The 21090-nt window shown below is 73.9% G+C and carries 18 protein-coding genes; 8 read left to right on the forward strand and 10 right to left on the reverse strand.

Going from position 1 to position 21090, the window contains the following annotated elements:
• Nucleotides 1-138 precede the first annotated feature (138 nt).
• Nucleotides 139-1023, reverse strand: a complete 885-nt coding sequence (locus L3X23_RS04960) for a MerR family transcriptional regulator (RefSeq protein ID WP_237190912.1) — start codon at nt 1021-1023, stop codon at nt 139-141.
• 57 nt (nt 1024-1080) lie between these two features.
• Between L3X23_RS04960 and L3X23_RS04965 the strand changes: the two genes are divergently transcribed.
• The 6 genes from L3X23_RS04965 (at nt 1081) to L3X23_RS35995 (ending at nt 8131) form a co-directional block, all read left to right on the forward strand.
• A complete protein-coding gene (locus tag L3X23_RS04965) occupies nt 1081-1926 on the forward strand; it encodes an LLM class flavin-dependent oxidoreductase (protein ID WP_237190913.1) in 846 nt (281 codons plus the stop codon).
• A 13-nt stretch (nt 1927-1939) separates the two neighbouring features.
• On the forward strand, nt 1940-2611 hold the full coding sequence (locus tag L3X23_RS04970; RefSeq protein ID WP_237190914.1) for a M50 family metallopeptidase: 672 nt from the start codon (nt 1940-1942) through the stop codon (nt 2609-2611).
• A gap of 15 nt (nt 2612-2626) precedes the next feature.
• Complete coding sequence (locus tag L3X23_RS04975) at nt 2627-3058, forward strand: nitroreductase family deazaflavin-dependent oxidoreductase (RefSeq protein ID WP_237190915.1); 432 nt, start codon at nt 2627-2629, stop codon at nt 3056-3058.
• 62 nt (nt 3059-3120) lie between these two features.
• Entirely contained in the window at nt 3121-6714 is a 3594-nt protein-coding gene (locus L3X23_RS04980) for an efflux RND transporter permease subunit (protein ID WP_237190916.1), read from the forward strand.
• A gap of 12 nt (nt 6715-6726) precedes the next feature.
• Complete coding sequence (locus L3X23_RS04985) at nt 6727-7164, forward strand: heme-binding protein (protein WP_093089119.1); 438 nt, start codon at nt 6727-6729, stop codon at nt 7162-7164.
• A gap of 28 nt (nt 7165-7192) precedes the next feature.
• Nucleotides 7193-8131, forward strand: coding sequence for a DMT family transporter (locus tag L3X23_RS35995; RefSeq protein WP_237190917.1), 939 nt, complete (start codon nt 7193-7195; stop codon nt 8129-8131).
• 333 nt (nt 8132-8464) lie between these two features.
• Here the strand turns inward: L3X23_RS35995 and glnA are convergent, their stop codons facing one another.
• On the reverse strand, nt 8465-9886 hold the full coding sequence (gene glnA / locus L3X23_RS04995) for a type I glutamate--ammonia ligase (protein ID WP_093089117.1): 1422 nt from the start codon (nt 9884-9886) through the stop codon (nt 8465-8467).
• 145 nt (nt 9887-10031) lie between these two features.
• Between glnA and L3X23_RS05000 the strand changes: the two genes are divergently transcribed.
• Nucleotides 10032-10496, forward strand: coding sequence for an RDD family protein (locus L3X23_RS05000; RefSeq protein ID WP_237190918.1), 465 nt, complete (start codon nt 10032-10034; stop codon nt 10494-10496).
• Between the two features lie 266 nt (nt 10497-10762).
• On the opposite strand, the gene L3X23_RS05005 is transcribed toward L3X23_RS05000, so the two are convergent.
• The 4 genes from L3X23_RS05005 to L3X23_RS05020 form a co-directional block, all read right to left on the reverse strand.
• Nucleotides 10763-11737 carry a hypothetical protein gene (locus L3X23_RS05005; RefSeq protein ID WP_237190919.1) on the reverse strand — a complete coding sequence of 325 codons (975 nt, stop codon included), beginning with the start codon at nt 11735-11737 and terminating at the stop codon, nt 10763-10765.
• 268 nt (nt 11738-12005) lie between these two features.
• On the reverse strand, nt 12006-12734 hold the full coding sequence (locus tag L3X23_RS05010; RefSeq protein ID WP_237190920.1) for a DUF4191 domain-containing protein: 729 nt from the start codon (nt 12732-12734) through the stop codon (nt 12006-12008).
• Between the two features lie 17 nt (nt 12735-12751).
• Nucleotides 12752-13756: a lipoyl synthase gene (gene lipA / locus L3X23_RS05015; protein ID WP_237190921.1), complete on the reverse strand. Its 1005-nt coding sequence runs from the start codon at nt 13754-13756 to the stop codon at nt 12752-12754.
• Between the two features lie 10 nt (nt 13757-13766).
• Nucleotides 13767-14636, reverse strand: a complete 870-nt coding sequence (locus tag L3X23_RS05020) for an SDR family NAD(P)-dependent oxidoreductase (RefSeq protein WP_237190926.1) — start codon at nt 14634-14636, stop codon at nt 13767-13769.
• Between the two features lie 26 nt (nt 14637-14662).
• On the opposite strand from L3X23_RS05020, the gene L3X23_RS05025 reads away from it, so the two are divergent.
• Nucleotides 14663-15577, forward strand: a complete 915-nt coding sequence (locus L3X23_RS05025) for an LLM class F420-dependent oxidoreductase (RefSeq protein ID WP_093089111.1) — start codon at nt 14663-14665, stop codon at nt 15575-15577.
• Nucleotides 15578-15626: 49 nt separating this feature from the next.
• On the opposite strand, the gene lipB is transcribed toward L3X23_RS05025, so the two are convergent.
• The 4 genes from lipB to sucB form a co-directional block, all read right to left on the reverse strand.
• A complete protein-coding gene (gene lipB, locus L3X23_RS05030) occupies nt 15627-16385 on the reverse strand; it encodes a lipoyl(octanoyl) transferase LipB (RefSeq protein ID WP_237190927.1) in 759 nt (252 codons plus the stop codon).
• 54 nt (nt 16386-16439) lie between these two features.
• The gene (locus L3X23_RS05035; RefSeq protein WP_237190930.1) at nt 16440-17867 is read right to left on the reverse strand and encodes a hypothetical protein; all 1428 of its coding nucleotides are present in this window, start codon (nt 17865-17867) and stop codon (nt 16440-16442) included.
• A 146-nt stretch (nt 17868-18013) separates the two neighbouring features.
• Nucleotides 18014-18901 (reverse strand): TIGR01777 family oxidoreductase, encoded by an 888-nt coding sequence (locus tag L3X23_RS05040; protein ID WP_237190931.1) that lies wholly within the window; start codon nt 18899-18901, stop codon nt 18014-18016.
• A 411-nt stretch (nt 18902-19312) separates the two neighbouring features.
• Nucleotides 19313-21061, reverse strand: coding sequence for a 2-oxoglutarate dehydrogenase, E2 component, dihydrolipoamide succinyltransferase (sucB, locus tag L3X23_RS05045; protein ID WP_237190933.1), 1749 nt, complete (start codon nt 21059-21061; stop codon nt 19313-19315).
• Between the last annotated feature and the right edge of the window lie 29 nt (nt 21062-21090).

Raw genomic sequence — 21090 nt, forward strand, 5'->3', positions numbered from 1 at the left:
GAGTGACGCTTGGGGCGCCCAAGCGTCACCGCTCCGCCGCGCCCGTTGACGCTTGGGACGCCCAAGCATCGCTGAGTGACGCTTGGGGCGCCCAAGCGTCACCGCCCAAGCGTCACCGCCCACGCATCACCACCCGCATCAGGACCGCGCGGCCAGCGCCTCGGCGAGCCACTCGAACGCCGGTGCTCCCAGCGGGAAGGGCTCGCGGTCCTGGAGGATGCACAGCAGCGTCCAGTACCGCTCCACCCGGACGTCGGTGAAGGTCCGGATCATGTCGGCCATCTCGTGCGCCTCCGCGACGGGCAGCTCCCCGACGATCCGGGCCGCCACCTGCTGCCCCTCGGCGCCCGCGGGGTCGAGGCCCGCCGCCTGGGCCGGGCCCGCGTGCGCGATCACCGCCTGCGGGTCGAGCGTCTCCTCGCGCTCGGTGCGGTTCGCCCCGGCGACGGCCATCTCCCGCACCCGCGCCTTGAAGGCGGGGTCGGCGACGAGGTCGGCCAGCTCCACCCAGGCCTCCACCTGGGCGGTCGTGGGTTCGTCGGGCAGCTCCGGTGGCAGCGCGCGCATGGCGCGCGCGATCCCGGCGCCGGGGGCGTCGTCGTCGATGCCGGCGAAGGCCTCCGCGACGAACTCGTCGATCATGCGCTGGCGGTCCTCGGCGGACAGTCGGGTGAGGTCGTTCATCAGTCTCAGCTCCTCGGTCGTGTGCCCACCGCGGGCCAGCAGCGTGCACACGGCACGCTGCACCCGCAGCGAGCGGATCCGGTCGTCGATGGCCGCCACATGGGCGGCGGCCACCTCCGCGAGGTCCGTCTTCTCGGCGAGGACCGCGCGGACGTCGTCGAGCCCCATCCCGAGCTCGCGCAGGGTGCGCACGAGATCGAGCCGGGCGACGGCGGACGCGTCGTACATGCGGTAGCCCGACAGCGACCGGTCGCTCTCCGGCAGCACCCCGGAGTCCGACCAGAACCGGATGGTCCGGACGGGCACTCCGCTGCGGCGGGCGAGCCTGCCGATCGTCACCAAGCTTTCCTCAAGCACGGATAGGTACCTTCCGGGTTCCAGCGACTGGAGGGTCAAGTGCGAATCGGTGTCACTCTTCCGCAGTTCGGTGACCAGGCAGAGGAGGTGGGGGAGATCGCGCGGTTCGCGCGCGAGGCGGAGGCGCTCGGCGCCGCCAGCCTGTGGACGGGCGACCGGCTGCTCGCCGCGGTGGAGCCGCGGGTGAACTACCCCGGCCTCGACCACGTGCCCGCGGAGTTCCGGCGCAGCCTGGACCCCGTGGTCCTGCTCGCGGCGGCCGCGGCGGCGACGACCACGGCGCGGCTCGGCACGAGCACGCTCAACGCCCCCTGGTACCCGCCCGCGATCCTCGCCCGCACCGCGCTGTCCCTCGACCGGGTCAGCGGTGGACGGCTGGTGCTCGGGCTGGGTCTGGGCTGGTCGCCGGAGGAGGCCGAGGCCGTCGGCAGCCCGATGGCCGAGCGCGGCGCCCGGCTCGACGAGTTCCTCGACGTCCTCGACGTGTGGACCACCGGCGACCCGGTCTCCTTCGTCGGGAAGCACACCGAGATCGCCCCCGCCCACGTCGACCTGAAGCCGCACGGCATCGGCGTCTATCTCGGCGGCTGGGCGCCGCGGTCGTTCGCCCGCATCGCGGCGCGGGGCGCGGGCTGGCTGCCCGCGATGGTGCCGGGGCAGCCGCTCGACGGGCTCGTGGGGCTCTGGGACTCCCTCGGAAGGCCGCCGGCGTTCCTGCGGGTCAACGCGGTCGCCGGCATGTCCGTGGAGCTGATCCGGGACGCGCTCGGGTCGGCGGCGGAGGCCGGGTTCACCGACGCGTTCGTGGAGCTGATGTACCTGTGCCGCGGCGTCGACGGGGGGATCGACGAGGCCCTCGCGCTCACCGCGGAGTTCGTGGGCTGACAGACTCGGGTGCGTGGTCGAGGCCCTGCTGACCGAACGTCCCGCCGAGCTGGCCGCGGCGGGCGCCGCGTTGGTCGTGGTGCTGTGGGGCCTCACCTGGCGGCTGACCCGCACGGTCGTGACGATCGCGCACGAGGGCGGGCACGCCGTCGTCGCGGTGCTGGTCGGGCGCGGGCTGACCGGCATCCGGCTGCACGCGGACACCTCCGGGGTCACCCATTCGACGGGCGCGGGCCGCGGCCCGGGCGTCGTGCTGATGTTCCTGGCCGGGTACGTCTTCCCGCCGCTGCTCGGGCTCGGGGGTGCGGCGCTGGTCGCCGCGGGCCACCCGGACGTGCTGCTGTGGCTCGGCGTCGCGCTGCTCGTGGCCACGCTCGTCTACGTCCGCAACCTGTTCGGGGCCTTCGCCGTGCTGGTCACCGGGGGTGTGTTCGGCGCGGTCGCGTGGTGGGCACCCGCCGAGTGGCAGGCCGGGTTCGCCGCCGCGCTGTGCTGGTTCCTGCTGTTCGGCGGGCTGCGGGCGGTGCGCGAGCTGGCCCGCTCCCGGCGCAGGCGCCGCACCCGGACCTCGGACGCCGACCAGCTCGCCGCGATCACCGGGGTCCCGGGTGGCCTCTGGACCGGACTGTTCGGTTTGATCGGCACCGCGGCTCTCGTGGCCGCGGCCTGGATCGTGTTCGTCTAGCAGGGAGAGAGCGCAGTGCCCGAGGACTTCAACAGTCGAGTCATCCGCGAGTTCAAGGAGAACGACGGCAAGGTCGGCCCGCCCTTCGAGGGCGCCGACATGATCCTGGTGCACCACAAGGGTGCCAAGTCCGGCACCGTGCGGACCACGCCGCTGATGTACTTCACCGAAGGCGACACCTACCTGATCGTCGCGTCGGCGGCGGGCGCGCCGAGCCACCCGGCCTGGTACCACAACCTCAAGGCGCACCCCGAGATCGACGTCGAGCTCGGCAAGGCCTCGGGTGGCGTGACACCGCTCACCGTGCGCGCCGAGGAGCTCACCGGCCCCGACCGCGATGCCGCCTACGAGCGGATCGTCGCTGCGGCACCCGGCTTCGGCGACTACGCCAAGAAGACCGAAGGCATCCGCGACATCCCCGTGTTCGCGCTCACTCCCGCGGCCTGACCCACAGCCTTCCCTCAGCCGGAGATTTCCCTCCGGGGCGGGCGAGCGGTTTACATCCCCGCGTGACCTGGCTCGCCCGCCTCAGCCTGCGCAACCGTGCCCTCGTCGGGCTCGTGACCGTCCTGCTCGTCGCCTTCGGCGTCCTGAGCACCACGTCGCTGCGCCAAGAGCTCTTCCCGTCCCTCGACTCCCCGGTCGCCACGGTGGTGACGCCCTACCCGGGCGCCTCACCGGACGTCGTCGAGCAGCAGGTGACCACGCCCGTCGAGCAGGCGGTCGGGTCGCTCGCCGGGGTCACCGGCACGAGCTCGACCAGCACCACCGGGTCGAGCGTGGTCACCCTGCAGCTCGAGTACGGCACCGATCTCGACGCGCTCACCGCGCAGGTCCAGCGCGCGGTGCAGGGGATCTCGCTGCCCGCGGACGTCACCCCGCAGGTGGTCACCGGCGGCATCGATTCGATCCCGGTCGTGCAGCTCGCGGTGTCCTCGAACCTCGGCGCCGACCGGATCGCCGAGATCCTCCGCTCGGACGTCCAGCCCCTCCTGCAGGGGCTCGACGGCGTGTCGTCGGTGACCCTGTCCGGGCTGGCGGACGAGCAGATCGTGATCGACGTCGACCCGGCCGCCGCGGCGGCCCGCGGCGTCTCGGTGGCGTCGATCGCGTCGGTGCTGCAGGCCAACGGCGTGCGGGTGCCCGCGGGGCAGCTGAGCCCGGACAGCAACCCGCTGACCGTCGAGGTGGGGACGCCGATCACCTCGGTCGAGCAGGTCGCCGACCTCTACGTGGGTGGGGCCGCCGCCGCACCCGCCGGCGCCGGAGCAGCGGGAGCGGCCGGCGCGGGCGGCGCGGCCGGGGGCGCAGCCGCCTCCGCCCCGACCGCCCCGCTCACCGCGCCCGTCCGGCTCGGCGACATCGCGACGGTCACCTCCCAGCCCGCCCCCGCCACCGGCTACACCCGCACCAACGGCGAGCCCAGCATCGGCATCGGGGTCGTCAAGACGCCGGACGCCAACACCGTGGCCGTCTCCGCCGAGGTCCGCGACACGCTGGCCCAGATCGCCGACGCCCTCGGCGGCTCCGCGCAGAACGCGCAGGTCACGGTGGTGTTCGACCAGGCGCCGTTCATCGAGCAGTCCGTGCACGACCTCACCGTCGAGGGCCTGCTCGGGCTGGCCTTCGCGGTGATCGTGATCCTGGTGTTCCTGCTCAGCGTGCGCGCCACGCTCGTCACCGCGGTGTCGATCCCGCTCTCCGTGCTGATCGCGATGATCGTGCTCGACCTGGGCGGCTACACCCTCAACATCCTCACGCTCGGCGCGCTGACGGTGGCCGTCGGGCGGGTGGTGGACGACTCGATCGTCGTGATCGAGAACATCACGCGGCACGTCGGTACGGGGCGGCCCACGCCGGGTGTGGTCGTCGGCGCCGTGCGCGAGGTGGCAGGCGCGATCACCGCCTCGACGATCACCACGGTCGCCGTGTTCGCCCCCATCGGGTTGGTCGGCGGGCAGGTGGGGCAGCTGTTCCGACCCTTCGCCGTGACCGTCACGGCGGCCCTGTTGGCCTCGCTGCTGGTGTCGCTCACCGTGGTGCCGGTGCTGGCGTCGGTGGTGCTGCGGGGCTCGCGGCGGCCCGAGAAGGAGTCCACCGCACTGCAGCGGGCGTACGTCCCGCTCGTCCGCGGCGCGGTCCGGCGGCCGGTCGTGTCGCTGCTGGTCGCGGTCCTGATCCTGGCCGGCACGCTCGCCCTGGTCCCCCGTCTGACCACGAACTTCCTCGGCGACGCGGGCGGCGACACCGTCTCGGTCAGCCAGGAGATGCCGCCCGGCACCGCGCTCCCGCAGGCGGACGCGGCGGCGCGCACCGTCGAGGACGTCGTGCGGAGCACCCCCGGCGTGCAGAGCTACCAGGTCACCGTCGGCGGCAGCGGCGGCGGGTTCGGCCCGGTGCGCTCCACCGCCACCCGCTTCTCGATCACCCTCGCCGACGGGTCGGACGCCACCGCCGTGCAGGAGGACCTGCGCAACCGCTTCACCGGGCTCACCGGGGTGGGCGAGCTGACCGTCGGGGCGGGCCAGGGCGGACTCGGCTCGAACGACCTCCAGGTCGCCGTCCGCGCCCAGGACCCACAGGTGCTCGCCGCGGCCGCGGCGCAGGTCGAACAGGCCGTGGCCGGGATCGACGGGGTCTCGGACGTCCGCAACGACCTCGCCGCCGCCCAGCCCACCGTCGACGTCCAGGTCGACCGGGAGGCCGCCGCCCGGGCCGGGCTGACCGAGGCGCAGGTCGGGCAGACGGTCGCCGCCGCGCTGCGGGGGACGACCATCGGCAAGCTGACGATCGACGGCGTGGAGCAGACCGTCGTCGTCCGGACCGGGGAGGCGCCCGCGGACGTGCCCGCCCTGCGCGCGCTGCCCGTCGGCCGGGGCGTGCTGGCGGACGTCGCCACCGTCACCGAGACCACCACCGCGCCCACCGTCTCGCACACCGACGGAGCCCGCTCGGCCACGATCACCGCCCGCCCCGAGAGCGAGGACGTCGGCGCCGCCACCGCGTCCCTGCGCACCACGCTCGACGGGCTCGCCCTGCCCGCGGGGGCGACGGCGGAGATCGGCGGGGTCTCCACCCAGCAGGACGACGCGTTCGCCCAGCTCGGGCTGGCCCTGCTCGCCGCCATCGCGGTCGTCTACCTGGTGATGGTGGTGACCTTCCGCAGTCTCGTGCAGCCGCTGATCCTGCTGGTCTCGGTGCCCTTCGCCGCGACGGGCGCGATCGGGCTGCTGCTGCTCACCGGGACCCCGCTGGGGGTGCCCGCGCTGATCGGCATGCTCATGCTCGTCGGCATCGTGGTGACGAACGCGATCGTGCTGATCGACCTGGTCAACCAGCACCGCCGGGCGGGCCGCCCGCTGATCGACGCCGTGCTCGAGGGCGCCGCCCACCGCGTGCGCCCGATCATCATGACCGCCGTGGCCACGATCATGGCCCTGCTGCCGATGTCGTTGGGCCTCACGGGCGGCGGCGTGTTCATCTCCCAACCGCTGGCGGTCGTCGTGATCGGCGGGCTGGTCAGCTCGACGCTGCTCACCCTCGTCCTGGTCCCGGTGCTCTACGTCCTGGTCGAACGCCTCCGCGCCCGCCTCACCCGACACCCCCGCGAGTCCGACACTCCGACCCCCGAGTCGGACGCCCCGACCCGCGAGTCGGACGCCCTGCCCCACGAGTCGGACGCCCTGCCCCGCGAGTCGGACGCCCTGCCCCGCGAGTCCGCCGTTCCGGGCCCGCGAGTCGTCCACGACGAGCGCCCGAGTCCCGCTCCGGAGGCCGTGCCCGACTCGCCGTCCGAGCCGCTGCCCGAGCCGCTGCCCGAGCCGCCGCCCGAGGTGGCGCCGGGGCCGGGGGTGCACGGCGTGGTCCGCGGCGACGGCGCACCGGTGGGTGGCGCGTCCGTCGTGGTGTTCGACGCGTCCGGCACCCAGCTCGGCGGGACCCGGACCGACGGGCAGGGCCGCTACGCCGTCGCGCTGCCCGCGGCGGGGGAGTACCTCGTCGTCGTCCACGGCCCGGGGCGAGAACCGGTCGCGGCCTGGGCGGCGGGTGGGGAGACCTCGACCCGGCACGACGCGGAGGTCACGGCGGCCGCACCCGTCTGAGAGGGTGGGCGGGTGACCATCTCGCTCGACCAGGCCCGCACGATCGTCGACGCCGCGCTCGCGCACGGCACCGCGCAGGGCTTCAACCCGCTGACCGTCGCCGTCCTCGACCCGGGCGGCGCGGTCGTCGCCCTCGCCCGCCAGGACGGCTCCGGCTTCCTGCGCCCGGACCTCGCCACCGCCAAGGCCAGCGGCGTGCTGGCCCTCGGCATGACCAACCGGGCCATCGCCGCGCGCGCCGCGGACTCGCCCGAGTTCTTCACCTCCGTCGCGAACCTGGCGGGCGGGAAGATCCTGTCCGTGCCCGGCGGGGTGTTCGTGCGGGACGCCGAGGGCACCCTGCTCGGCGCCGTCGGCGTCACCGGGGACCTGTCGCTGAACGACGAGGCCGCCGCCGTCGCGGGGATCGAGGCCGCGGGCCTGGTCGCCGTCACGGGCGCGGAGCAGTGACGACCGCCGCGTCGCCCGCGACAGGGCGGTGAGCACCGACACGACGGGGCGGGCGGCCTCTGTCGGGCTCGCGTTCGCCGTGGTCTCGGCGCTGTCGTTCGGGCTGTCCGGGCCGTTCGCCAAGGCGCTGATCGACGCGGGCTGGTCGTCCGCGGGCACCGCGCTCGTGCGGATCGGCGGGTCGGCGGTCGTCGTGCTGCTCCTGCTCGCCGTGCTGCGGCCGGGGGTCGTGGCGGCGGTGCGGCACGACGCGCCCGCCCTGCTGCTCTACGGCCTGCTCGCGATGGCGGGTGTGCAGGTCGCGTTCTTCAACGCGGTGCGGTACATGCCGGTCAGCATCGCGCTGCTGCTGGAGTACCTCGGCCCGGTGCTGGTCATCGCGTGGGTGTGGGTGGTGCGGCGGCAGCCGCCGTCGCGACGGACCCTGCTCGGCGCGGGCATCGCCATCCTCGGGCTGCTGCTCGTCGTGCAGATCTGGTCCGGCACCGCGATCGCCCCCGCCGGCCTCGCGTGGGGGCTCGCCGCCTCGGTGTGCCAGGCGAGCTACTTCCTGCTCGCCGACCGCGCCGGAGCACAGACGCCGCCGCTCGTGCTGGCGGGAGTCGGCATGGCGGTGGGGACGGTCGTCGTCGCCGTGCTCGGGGCGGTCGGGCTGCTGCCGATCGTGCTGACCACACCGTCGGAGGTCGTGCTCGCGGGGACGAACCTCGGCTGGGTCGTGACCGCGGCGCTGCTCGTGCTGGTCTCGACCGTGCTGGCCTACCTGACCGGCATCTTCGCGATCCGCCGGATCGGGGCGGCGCGCGGCTCGCTCGTCGCGCTGCTCGAGGTCGTGGTCTCCGCGCTCGCGGGCTGGCTGCTGCTGGGCGAGGTCCCCGCGGTGATCCAGCTGGCGGGCGGGGCGCTGATCCTGCTGGGCGTGGCGCTCACCCGACCCCGACCCGAAACCCTGCCCGAGACCCTCTGAGTGACGCTTGGGCCGCCCAAGCACCATGGAGCGACGCTTGGGTCGCCCAAGCGTCAGTGAGGCGGGCGGAGTGACGCTTGGGACGCCCAAGTGCCGCTCAGCGACGCTTGGGGCGCCCAAGCGTCGGCGACGCGGCGACCGAGTGACGCTTGGGCCGCCCAAGTGCCACTCAGCGACGCTTGGGGCGCCCAAGCGTCACCCGCGGCCCCGCGGCCCGGAACGCGGGACGGCCCGCCCACCCCGCGGAAGGGGAGGACGGGCCGTCACCAGGTCGGCGTCGGATCCGCCGCGACCCGGCCGCGTTCGAGGCAGGCCGGGCCGCGTCGATGCGGATCAGACGTCGTAGTACAGGGCGAACTCGTACGGGTGCGGGCGCAGCCGCAGCGGGTCGATCTCGTTCTCCCGCTTGTAGTTGATCCAGGTCTCGATCAGGTCCGGGGTGAACACGCCGCCCTCGAGGAGGTAGTCGTGGTCCTCCTCGAGCTTGTCGATGACGGCGCCGAGCGAGGCCGGGACCTGCGCGATGTCCTTGAGCTCCTCGGGCGGCAGCTCGTAGAGGTCCTTGTCGACCGGGGCCGGCGGCTCGATCTTGTTCTTGATGCCGTCGAGGCCCGCCATCAGCATCGCCGAGAAGGCGAGGTACGGGTTGCCGGACGAGTCGGGGCAACGGAACTCGATGCGCTTGGCCTTGGGGGAGTCGCCCGAGAGCGGGATCCGGATGCAGGCCGAGCGGTTGCGGGCCGAGTAGACCAGGTTGACCGGCGCCTCGAAGCCCGGGACCAGGCGGTGGTAGGAGTTCACCGTCGGGTTGGTGAACGCCAGCAGCGACGGCGCGTGGTGCAGCAGGCCGCCGATGTAGTAGCGCGCGGTGTCCGAGAGGCCGCCGTAGCCGGACTCGTCGTGGAAGAGCGGCTGACCGTCCTTCCACAGCGACTGGTGCACGTGCATGCCCGAGCCGTTGTCGCCGAAGAGCGGCTTCGGCATGAAGGTCGCGGTCTTGCCCTGCTGCCACGCCACGTTCTTGACGATGTACTTGAACAGCATCAGGTCGTCCGCACCCGAGAGCAGGGTGTCGAACTTGTAGTTGATCTCGGCCTGGCCCGCGGTGCCGACCTCGTGGTGCTCGCGCTCCACGGTGAAGCCGGACTCGATCATCGCGGTGACGATGTCGGCGCGCAGGTCGGCGTAGTGGTCCACCGGCGGGACGGGGAAGTAGCCGCCCTTGTAGTTGACCTTGTAGCCGAGGTTGCCGCCCTCCTCCTCGCGGCCGGTGTTCCACCAGCCCTCGGAGGAGTCGATGTGGTGGTAGGTCTCGTGCGGGTTCGAGCCGAAGCGGATCGAGTCGAAGATGTAGAACTCCGCCTCGGGCGCCATGTAGGCGGTGTCCGCGATGCCCGACGCCGCGAGGAACTGCTCCGCCTTGCGGGCGACGTTCCGCGGGTCACGGGAGTACGGCTCACCCGTGATCGGGTCGTGCACGAAGAAGTTGATGTTCAGCGTCTTGTGCTTGCGGAACGGGTCCACGCGCGCGGTGGTGGAGTCCGGCAGCAGGGCCATGTCCGACTCGTTGATCGCCTGGAAGCCGCGGACGGACGAACCGTCGAACGCGGCACCGTTCTCCAGCAGGTCGCCTGCGGTCGAGGCGGGGACGGTCAGGTGCTGCATCACGCCGGGCAGGTCGCAGAACCTGATGTCGACGTACTCGACCTTCTCGTCCGAGATGTACTTGAGTACCTCTTCGGAGTTGCTGAACACGCTGGGGTCGCTCCTTCGATCGGCTCCTGGGGAGTGGTCGCGACGCTAGGGGGGCCGTGTTGCCCGCTCATATCTCGTAGGTTTCACAGGCGTTAACTGGCCCATGTCGCGACCTCTCTCACATGGGACAACTAGGCTAGACGCCATGGCCGGATCCCTCGACTCCTCAGCGCCGGGTTCACCCTCGGGATCCGGGACGTCACACCCGGGGGCGCGGTTCGGTCTGCCCGAGTCCGGGATCGGTGCGGTCGCCGGGTTCGGCAGGCGGCTCGCCGGCGTCACGCTGGACTGGCTGCTCGCCTACGCCCTGACCCTCGGCTTCCTGGGGCTCGACGCCCTGGGCGGCTCGGCCATCGGCTGGTGGGTCTGGCTCGTGTGGGCCGTCCTCACCGCCCTGCCGACGGCGCTGTTCGGCATGACGCCGGGGATGGTCGCGGTGGGCATCCGGGTGGCGCGGGTGGACATGGCCGCGGTCGTGGGCTTCCGCGCCGTGGCCCGCACCATCCTGCTGGGCCTGGTCATCCCGCCCCTGATCCGGGACGAGGACGGCCGAGGCTGGCACGACCGCGCGAGCGCCACGATCGTCATCCGCTCCCGCTCCCGCGCCTGAGGCGGGCGGCCCGGGCCCGCCGACGCCCGCCCCCGGCCCGCTGCCGCGCGCCCAGCCCGGCCCGGCCCGGCCCGGCCCGCTGACGCTTGGGCGTCCCAAGCGTCGCTGAGCGGTGCTTGGGCGTCCCAGGCGTCAGGCGGTGGGGCCGGGCTGGTGATGCTTGGGCGTCCCAAGCGTCGGTCAGCGGTGCTTGGGCGTCCCGAGCGTCAAGAGGGGGCGCAGCAGCCCGAGCGAGCTGAGCGTCGGGGCGACGCGGCTCCGGAGCGTCAGGCTTGGCGTGCGGGTGGACGCCAGAGCGTCGCTCGGACGGGGGTGCGGGTGTGACGAGCGGCGTTGCGGTGGGCGGACGCGAGCTCGGCCAGCACGGCCTCCGGCTCCTGGCGGAGGCGGTACGGCCGGGTGCGCACGACCGGGATCCCCTCGGCGGCCAACGCGGACTGCTTCCGGGTGTCGCGGTCGTGCTCCTCGGGGCTCATGTGCCAGGCCCGCGAGTCGATCTCCCACGCCAGCCCGACGTCCTCCCACCATGCGTCGACCACGCCGATCGGGCGCCCGTTCGCGCTCTCCAGCGCCACGTTCCACAAAGGTGCGGGCAGCCCGCTGCGCTCGATGACGCGCTTGGCCCACGCCTCGGCGGCCGACCGGATACCCTCGGCGATCTCGGCTGTGACCTCGCGGGCGAGTGCGGTGTACGGCCGTTGGCGCGACGCGACCTCCTCCGCGAGCTGGTCCGGGGTGCACAGGCGCTGATGGACCGCCGCCGCGAAGAGGCCCCGGACGGCGTCCGACTCTCGATGCAGGGCGGTCGCGTCGACGACCGCCCGCGCGGGAGGCGCGAGCCGGAGCCCGTCGCGGTGGACGAGCGGCGGCATGCGTCGGGTCCGGACCACCTGGACGAAACCGCGCCCCGTGACGTGCTGCTTGTGGGGCACGAGCACCACCGTCTGCGACTCGTCGGCGACTGGATGGCGCAGTCCGTGGATCCGGAGAGCTGCACCACCGGTGAGCACCGCTGCCGCGCCGGCGTGCGCCAGCGCCACCCGGGCCCGTTGTCGGGGAGTGGGCTCGGTGTCGGCCAGCACCACGATCCCGCGCAGGGGGGAGCGCCACGGGCCGCCCGCGCGGCAGCTGCGTGTGATCGCCGACGCGGACAGCCCGAGGGCGAGCAACTCCGAACGCGTGGCGACAGCGTCCGGGAAGAGTCCGCGCAGGCGGTCGCGGTCCGACGAGGTCAGGTGCACCGGCGCATCATGACCCGACGCCGGCCGCCGTGGACGCGGATCGACGGGCCTGTGGATAACTTCGTCGGCCGCTTTTGACGCGTGGGACGCCCAAGCACCGCTGAGTGACGCTTGGGACGCCCAAGCACCGGCCGGTGACGCTTGGGACGCCCGAGCGTCGGCCGCTGACGCGTGGGACGCCCAAGCACCGCTCAGCGACGCTTGGGACGCCCAAGCGTCAGCTCCGTATCCCAGCACGCGTCAGCTCCCCGCAGCGCCCGGCACAAGCTCAGCGGCGGCGCACGGTGCGCTGCACACTCCGCAGCTTGGCGCCTTGCGGCATGGGGCCCTTGGGGAGTGCGGCGGCGCGGTTGCCCAGTGCGGCCAGGCGGGCGTCGAGACTGTCCATCTCGTTGGCGCTGATGTTGCGCGGCAGCTTCATCATGTGCCGCTGCAGGCTCCTGAGGGGGACCTGGCCCTCCTCGTGGCCCACGATGACGTCGTAGATCGGGGTCTGGCCGACGACCCGCGCGGTGCGCTTCTTCTCCTGCGCCAGCAGCGCCTTGACCCGGTGCGGCGCACCCTCGGCCACGAAGATCACGCCGGGCCGCCCGACGACCCGGTGCACCGCGTCGAGGTGGGTGTTGCCGGCGACGCCCTGGGTGACCCGCCACTGCCCGCGCAGCTGGTCCAGGGCCCAGCCCGCGGCACCGGGCTGCCCGTCCGCCTGCGAGTACACGCTGCGCTGCACGCGGCGCCCGAAGAGCGAGACCGCGAGGAGCGCGCCGATCGCGATGCCGAACGGCAGGAAGATCCAGGACATGCCGAAGATCAGGCCGATCAGGAACGCGACGACGGCCGCGCCCACGACGGACCCGATCATCAGCGGCAGCAGGAGCTTGTCCTGCTTGCGCTGCATCTGGAACGCCTGCCAGATCTGCGAGCGGCGCTGCTTGGACGCCGCTCGCTTCTCCGCCTTGAGGCGCTGCTTCTCTTCCTTGTCGGGCTTGCCGGCCATGCGGGCCAGGATACGGCCTACGAGCGCGCGAGGAGCGACCGCGCCTCCTGCGCGGCCGGCGCCTCCGCCGCGAGGTGCTGCAGCGACGCGGGCAGCTCCTCCCCGCGGTGCGCCACGGTCTGGGCGTAGAGCCGCCCGGCCCGGTACGACGAGCGCACCAGGGGACCGGCCATCACCCCGGCGAAGCCCATCTGCTCGGCGGTCTCGGAGTGCGTCACGAACTCCTCGGGCCGGACCCAGCGCTCCACCGGGTGGTGGCGCTTGGAGGGCCGCAGGTACTGGGTGATCGTGATGATCTCGCAGCCCGCGTCGTGCAGGTCGGCCAGCGCCTCGGTGACCTCGTCCGGCGTCTCGCCCATGCCCAGGATCAGGTTGGACTTGGTGACCAGTCCGGCCGCACGGGCCTTGGTGATCACCTCGAGCGAGCGCTCGTAGCGGAACGCCGGGCGGATCCGCTTGAAGATCCGCGGCACGGTCTCCAGGTTGTGCGCGAGCACCTCGGGGCGCGCGCCGAACACCTCGTCGAGCTGGGCGTCGATCGAGTTGAAGTCCGGGATCAGCAGCTCGACGCCCGTGCCCGGGTTCATCGCGTGGATCTGCCGGACGGTCTCGGCGTAGAGCCAGGCCCCGCCGTCGGCCAGGTCGTCCCGGGCCACCCCGGTGACGGTGGAGTACCGCAGCCCCATCTGGGCCACCGACTCGGCGACCCGGCGCGGCTCGTCCCGGTCGAGGTCGGCGGGCTTGCCGGTGTCGATCTGGCAGAAGTCGCACCGGCGGGTGCACTGCTCGCCGCCGATGAGGAAGGTCGCCTCGCGGTCCTCCCAGCACTCGTAGATGTTGGGGCAGCCCGCCTCCTCACAGACGGTGTGCAGCCCCCCGGAGCGCACCAGGCCCTTGAGCTCGGTGTACTGCGGACCCGTGCGCGCCTTCGTGCGGATCCACTCGGGCTTGCGCTCGATCGGGGTCTCGGCGTTGCGGACCTCGAGGCGAAGGAGCTTGCGGCCGTCGGGAGCGATCGTCACGGCGGCCAGCCTACGCTTCGGTGTCCTCGCCGACCCCCGGCCGGATGTCCGGCGTGACGCCCGTCTCCGCCACCGTCGCGTCCCACAGCCTGCGGGCGAGTGCGGGGTCCTGCGCGGCCGCGCTGCGCCGGGCCGGGCCCGGGTACCCGCGGGTCTCGCCGAGCCCGCGCGGGCCGACGTAGTCGCCGGGCGCGACCGGCCCGACGGCCGCGTACAGCTGGGGCAGCACTCCCCGCTCGACGCGCTGGCAGAGCACCGCGTTGACCGGGCCCGCGAGCCCGCCCAGCCCCCGGCGGCGCAGCGAGTTCGCGAGCAGCGCGGTGTCGGTCAGCCCGGGGTGCGCCGCGACCGCGAACACCCCGCGCCGGGCGAGCTCCGCCGTGAACAGCAGGTTCGCCAGCTTGGACTGCGCGTAGGCGACCGACGCCCGGTAGGGCCTGCGGCGGAAGTGCAGGTCGTCCGGGTCGAGGCCGCCGCCCCGGTGGGCCAGCGACGACACGGTCACGACCCGCGTCACCTGCGGCAACAGCAGCCAGGTCAGGACCGCCGGGCCCAGGTGGTTCGTGGCGATCTGCAGCTCGAACCCGTCGACCGTGTACGTCGGCGGAGTACCCATCACCCCGGCGTTGTTGACCAGGACGTCGATCGGGCCCCGGATCGCCGCGGCCGCCGCCCGCACCGAGGCCTGGTCGGCCAGGTCCAGCTCGACCGGCTCGACGCCCGCGGGCAGGCGGGACACGTCGCGCCCGGTCGCCAGGACCCGGGCGCCCCGCGCGGCGAGGATCTCCGCGGTCGCGCGGCCCAGGCCGCTCGTGGCGCCCGTGACCAGCACGGTCCGGCCGGTCAGGTCGGGGACGTCGGCGGCGGTCCAGCGGCTCATGCCCGCGGACGATAGCGTCGTCCGGCGTGGACCTCCGGATCTTCACCGAACCGCAGCAGGGCGCCTCCTACGCCGACCTCCTCCGTGTCGCCCGGGCGACCGAGGCGGCAGGCTTCGACGCCTTCTTCCGCTCCGACCACTACCTGGCGATGGGATCCGTCGACGGCCTGCCCGGCCCCACCGACGCCTGGCTGACCCTCGCCGGGCTCGCCCGCGAGACCTCCCGGATCCGGCTGGGCACCCTCGTCTCCTCGGCCACCTTCCGCCTGCCCGGCCCGCTCGCGATCTCCGTCGCGCAGGTCGACCAGATGTCGGGCGGCCGGGTCGAGCTGGGGCTCGGCGCGGGCTGGTTCGAGGCCGAGCACGCCGCCTACGGCATCCCGTTCCCGCGGCTGGGGGAGCGGTTCGACCGGCTCGAGGAGCAGCTCGAGATCATCACCGGGCTGTGGGCCGCGCCGGGGACCTACGAGTACTCGGGCGACCACTACACGGTCACCGGCTCACCCGCGCTGCCGAAGCCCGTCCAGCCGCGGGTCCCCGTGATCGTCGGCGGGCACGGGCCCACCCGGACCCCGCGGCTCGCGGCCCGGTTCGCCACCGAGTTCAACGTCGCCTTCTCGGACCTCGACGCCGTGTCCGCCCAGTTCGAGCGGGTCGACGAGGCCTGCGCCGCGCGCGGCCGGGACCCGCGGGAGATCGTGCGGTCGGTCGCCCAGGTCGTCTGCGTCGGCGACGACGCCACCCTGGCCCGCCGGGCGGCCGCCATCGGTCGCGAGCCCGCCGAGCTCGTCGCGAACGGACTCGCGGGCAGCCCGGAGCAGGTCCGCGACAAGCTCGGCACGTGGGCGGAGCGCACCGGGATCACGCGCGTCTACCTGCAGGTGCTGGACCTCTCCGATCTCCAGCACCTCGACGACATCGCCGCGGCGCTAGGGGTCTGATGGATCTCCGGCCGGCCCGCGGGCTCGGCGGAGATCCCTCAGACACCCCCTAGTGCAGGGAGGGGTGTAGCTGCAGGTCGAGACCCGGGGCGGTGGCGGCGCGCCGCGGCACCACGTGCTCGCTCACCGGCAGCGCCCCGTCGAGCGCGCGCAGGACCGCGTCGGTGGCGTCGGCGAGCACGGAGTCGACCGACACCGGGCGCCCCAGCTCCGCCGACAGCGACGTGACGCCGGCGTCGGAGATCCCGCACGGGACGATCCGGCCGAACTCGTCCAGGTCGGGATCGCAGTTCAGCGAGAAACCGTGCAGCGTGACCCCGCCCTGCACGCGCACGCCGATCGCGGAGATCTTGCGCTCCTGCCGGGTGTCGTCCGCGGGCAGCCAGACGCCCGAGCGTCCGTCGATCCGCCCCGCGGCCGTGACCCCCAGGCCGTGGCAGACCGCGATCATGGCCTCTTCGAGGCGCCGCACGTAGTCGACGACGTCGATCGGGTCGCTCAGCTGCACGATCGGGTACCCGACGAGCTGGCCGGGCCCGTGCCAGGTGATCCGTCCGCCGCGGTCGACGTCGATCACCGGGGAGCCGTCGGTCGGCCGGTCCTCGGGCCGGGTGCGCTTGCCCGCGGTGTAGACCGACGGGTGCTCCAGCAGCATCAGCACGTCCGGGCCGGTGCCGTCCCGCCGGGCCTCGGCGTTGGCGCGCTGCAGGTCCCAGGCGGTGAGGTAGTCGACCGTGCCCAGCAGGTCCACGCGGACCGGGTTGGGGGAGCGGCGACAGGTCCGGCCGCGTTGTTCTCGGAGGCCCATCAGGCGAGCCTACGCCGCGGCCGCGCCCCTACGGGCACGGCCGCGGCGCACGTCTCAGCCGAGCCGCACCGAGGCCGTGGCGGTGTTGTCCGCCGGGGTCGCGTCCGGGCCCGCGGCCGAGGTGACCGCCTGCAGCCCGGCCGTTCCCGCCCTGGTACCGACCATCGTCACCCGGTGGACGGCCGTGGCTCCGGGAGCGAGCGGGCCGTCGAGGATCGTCACGCTCGTCCCGACGGCGGGCTTGACCGCGTCGGGTGCCGAGACCACCAGCAGGCCGCCCGTGAGCGTGACGACCGTCGACGCCTTCGCCACGGGTGCGCCGCCCTTGTTGGTCACCCTGACCGTCGCGACGAACGAGTTCCCCGGGCGCCCCGTGGACGGCGCGGACACCGCCACGGCGAGGTCGGTGACCGCCGCGGGTGGCGGCGCGGTGACCGTCGCCGAGAACGTGGTGCTGACGACGGCCTCGGTCGCCGCGCCCGACCCCGCCGTCGCGGTGATCGTGACCGGGCCGGGGGTGGGGCCCGCGGTGAGCGTCGGTGCGGTCGCGACGCCGGTCGCGCCTGTGGTCGCCGACGCGGTCGGGGAGCCTCCCGGGAAGCTCGCGCTGCCCGCGGTCACCCGGAAGACGACCGGGGTGCCGGGGACGGGGCGGCTGCGCCCCGTCACCGTCGCGGCCAGGGCGGTGGGGAAGGGCTGCCCGGCCGCCGCCGACTGGTTGTTCCCCGCGCTCGCGGTGATCGCCGAGGCGGTGGCGGGGTTCTCGAAGTCGTAGGTCTTGCCCCCATAGCGGAAGAGGTCGACCCCCGACTGCAGCCCGCCGGCCCCGGAACCCTGGTTGATCTCGACGTAGTAGACGGTCGCGTCGGCCCCGAGCGCGGCGACGACGTCGGCGAACGTCGCGGTGTAGGTGGTGAAGCCGAACCGGTTCTCGGTGCCCGTGGCCGTCACGTCCTTGGAGGCCCACCAGCCCTTCTGCGTGGACGGGGTCCAGGTCTGCCACGTCCCGGGCGTGACCGTCGCGGGTTGGTAGATCGGTTCCCACACCAGCGAGGTGAACCCCATCGGGAGGCCGTCCTTCGGGCTGGTCTTCGAGGACGTGACCTCGAGGTTGAACGACGGCGCGAGGTTCGGCCTCCCCTCGACCGCCTTCTCGACGGACGTGGAGTAGGCGAGGTCGCCGAGCCGCCCGAGCGGCAGCCCCGGCACCTCGCGGATGTAGGCCTTGTCGCCGGCGCCGGGAGTCGACAACCGGAGGTAGCCGTCGCCGGACTCGGCGGTGGCGCTGTCGACCACCGCGGCGGTTCCGCCGCCCGAGGTGACCGAGCAGAGCGGGACCGAGGTCGGTGCGGCACACGGTCTGAGGTCGGCGTCGGCGACGGAGACCGCTCCCGGTGCGGCGAGGGCCGGACCGGCGGTCAGGACGGTGGCGGCCAGGACCGCCGTTAGGACGAGGACAGCGCCACTGCGCAGGGACGGCACGAGACACCTCTGAGGGCCGAACGGACAGGAAGCGGGTCCGGCCTCGGGGGCGTCGGTCCGTTCCCGTCGCTCAGCGTGCTCCTGACGGCGGTGACACGCGCCACCATTCGGCGTATCAGCCCGATCGAGTGAGCGAGGTGTCGCTCTCAGTGCACGGCTGCGGACAGTGCGTCAGCAAGGGTGGGGTGGCGGAAGGTGAAACCGGCGTCGAGCAGCGCGCGCGGCACCGCTCGCTGACTGAACAGCAGCAGCTCGCGGCCCATGTCGCCGAGCAGGGTCGACACCACCACGCCGGGGATCACCATCGGCGCGGGGCGCCCGACGGCCTGGGCGAGCGTCTGGGTGAACGCCGCATTCGTCACCGGGGTGGGGCCGGTCATGTTCACCGGGCCGCTCAGCGCCGGCGTCTCGACGGCGAAACGCAGGCCCGCGACCTCGTCGTCCAGCGAGACCCACGGCATGTACTGCTCGCCGCTGCCGATCCGCGCGCCCAGGAAGGACTTCCACACCGGGCGCATCAGCGCGAGCAGCCCGCCGGACGGCGACAGGACCAGGCCCGTCCGGATCGTCACCACCCGGGCGCCGGCCTCGGCGGCGGGCGCGGTCGCCGCCTCCCAGTCCCGGCAGACCCCGGCGAGGAAGCCCTCGCCGGACGGGGCGCCCTCCTCGACCTCCTGCGGCCCGGTGTCGCCGTAGAAGCCCACGGCCGACGCGCTGACCAGCGCAGGCACCCCGGCCTGGGCGACGCCCTGGGCCAGCACCTCGGTGGGCACGATCCGGCTGTCGCGGATGGCCTGTCTGCGCGCGCCGCTCCACGGCCGGTCGGCGATCCCGACCCCGCCGAGGTTCACGGCGACGTCCGCGCCGTCGAGCGCCCCGTCGTCGATCCGGCCGGACGGCGGGTCCCACCCGCGTTCGTCCGGGGCCGAGGGAGTGCGGCGGACGAGCCGCAGCACCTCGTGGCCCGACTCCCGCAGGCCGGCGACGAGGGCGGTTCCGATCAGGCCGGACGAACCGGCGACGACGACGCGCACGGCGTTGATCCTCCCGAACCCCGCGCCGGCCCGCGACTCCGGGTCCCGGCCGGGTGACGGGTGGGCCGGGTGGCGCGTGGCGGTGGCGCGGGGGCGGTGGCGCTCGGGCGGTGGCGCTCGGGCCGAGTGACGCTTGGGACGCCCAAGCGTCGCTGAGCGGTGCTTGGGCGTCCCAAGCGTCAGGGCCCGGTGGTGCTTGGGCGTCCCGAGCGTCGCTGGGTGGTGCTTGGGCGTCCCAAGCGTCACCCGGCCCGAGCGTCACCCGGCCCGAGCGTCACCCGGGCCGAGCGTCACCCGGCCCGAGCGGCACCCGGCCCGAGCGGCACCCGGCCCGAGCGGCACCTGCCGGAGCGGGGAGACAGCACGGCGCCGCCGACCCCGGAGGATCGGCGGCGCCGTGGGTGTGCGTGGCTAGAGACCGAGCTCGGCCTCGAAGGCGCCCTCCTCGAGGCGCGCCTTGATCGCGGAGACGAAGCGGCCCGCGTCGGCGCCGTCGACGATGCGGTGGTCGTAGGTCAGCGGCAGGTAGCAGACCGAGCGGACGGCGATGACGTCCTCACCGTCGGGCCCCGCCACGACCTTCGGCTCCTTGGCGATCGCCCCGGTGCCCAGGATCGCGACCTGCGGCTGGTTGATGATCGGGGTGTCGAACAGCGCGCCCGCGGACCCGATGTTCGTGATCGTGAAGGTGCCGCCGGACAGCTCGTCCGGGCCGATCTTGTTGGCGCGGGTGCGCGCCGCGACGTCCGCGATCTTGCGGGCCAGCCCGGCCAGCGACAGGTCCTCGGCGTTCTTGATGACCGGGACGAGCAGCCCGCGCGGGGTGTCGACGGCGATCGCGAGGTGCACGTTGCCGTGGTACTCGACCTGCTTGCCGTCCTCGGAGATCGAGGAGTTGACGGCCGGGAAGGCCTTCAGCGCCTCGACGGTGGCCTTCGCGAAGAAGGGCAGGTAGGTGAGCTTGACGCCTTCGCGGGCCAGGAAGTCGTCCTTCGCCCGTGCGCGCAGCTTGGCGATGCGGGTGACGTCCACCTCCTGCACGGTGGTCAGCTGCGCCGAGATCCGCAGCGAGTCCGTCATCCGCTGGGCGATGACCTGCCGCAGGCGCGGCATCTTCACCGTGGTGCCCGGCTGCGGGCCGTCCGCGGAGCGCTGCGGGACCGTGGTGGGCGCAGACGGTGCCGACGGCGCGCTGCTCGCCGCGGCGGGCTGCGCGGCCGGGGCGGACGCGGCGGGCGCCGGCGCCTTGGCGGCCTCGGCGGCGGCCAGGACGTCCTGCTTGCGGATCCGGCCGCCGACGCCGGAGCCCTTCAGCGAGTCGAGGTCGACGCCGTGCTCCTGGGCGAGCTTGCGCACCAGCGGCGTGACGTACGGCGGGGTCGAGCCGCCACCGTCGGCGGGGGACTCCTCGCGGGTCGCGTCGACCGGGGGTGCGCTCTCCGCAGGCTTCGACTCGGCCTTGGGCTCGGGCGTGGGCTCGGGCTTCGGCTCGGGCTTGGCCTCCGGCTTCGGAGCGGGCTCGGGCTCCGGCGCGGACTCGGCCGGGGCGGCGTCGGCGTCCCCGATGACGGCGAGCTGCCCGCCGACCTCGACGGTGTCGTCCTCGGCCACGCTCAGCTCGAGCACGGTGCCCGCGACGGGCGAGGGGATCTCGGTGTCGACCTTGTCGGTGGAGACCTCGAGCAGCGGCTCGTCGACCGCGACCGAGTCGCCGACCTGCTTGAGCCAGCGGGTGACGGTGCCCTCGGTGACCGACTCGCCCAGCTCGGGCATGGTCACCGGGGTGCCGGCGCCGCCGGACTTCTTCGGCGCCGCCTCGGCCTTCGGAGCGGGCTCCGGCTCCGGCTCGGGCTCCGGCTCGGCCTGCGCCTCGGGTTCCGGGGTGGCCTCGGGCTCGGGGGTCGCGGAGCCCTCGTCCGCGCCGCCGTCCCCGATCACGGCGAGCTCGCCGCCGACCTCGACGGTCTCGTCCTCGCCCGCGACGATCTTCTGCAGGGTGCCCGCGACGGGCGAGGGGATCTCGGTGTCGACCTTGTCGGTGGAGACCTCGAGCAACGGCTCGTCGACCTCGACGGTGTCACCCTCGGCCTTGAGCCAGCGGGTGACGGTGCCTTCGGTGACGCTCTCACCGAGGGCGGGCATCTGGACGGAGAAGGCCATGTCTGCTCGGATCCTCTTTCGACGTGCCG

The organism is Pseudonocardia sp. WMMC193, assembly GCF_021728735.1.
GTDB classification, from domain to species: domain Bacteria; phylum Actinomycetota; class Actinomycetes; order Mycobacteriales; family Pseudonocardiaceae; genus Pseudonocardia; species Pseudonocardia oroxyli.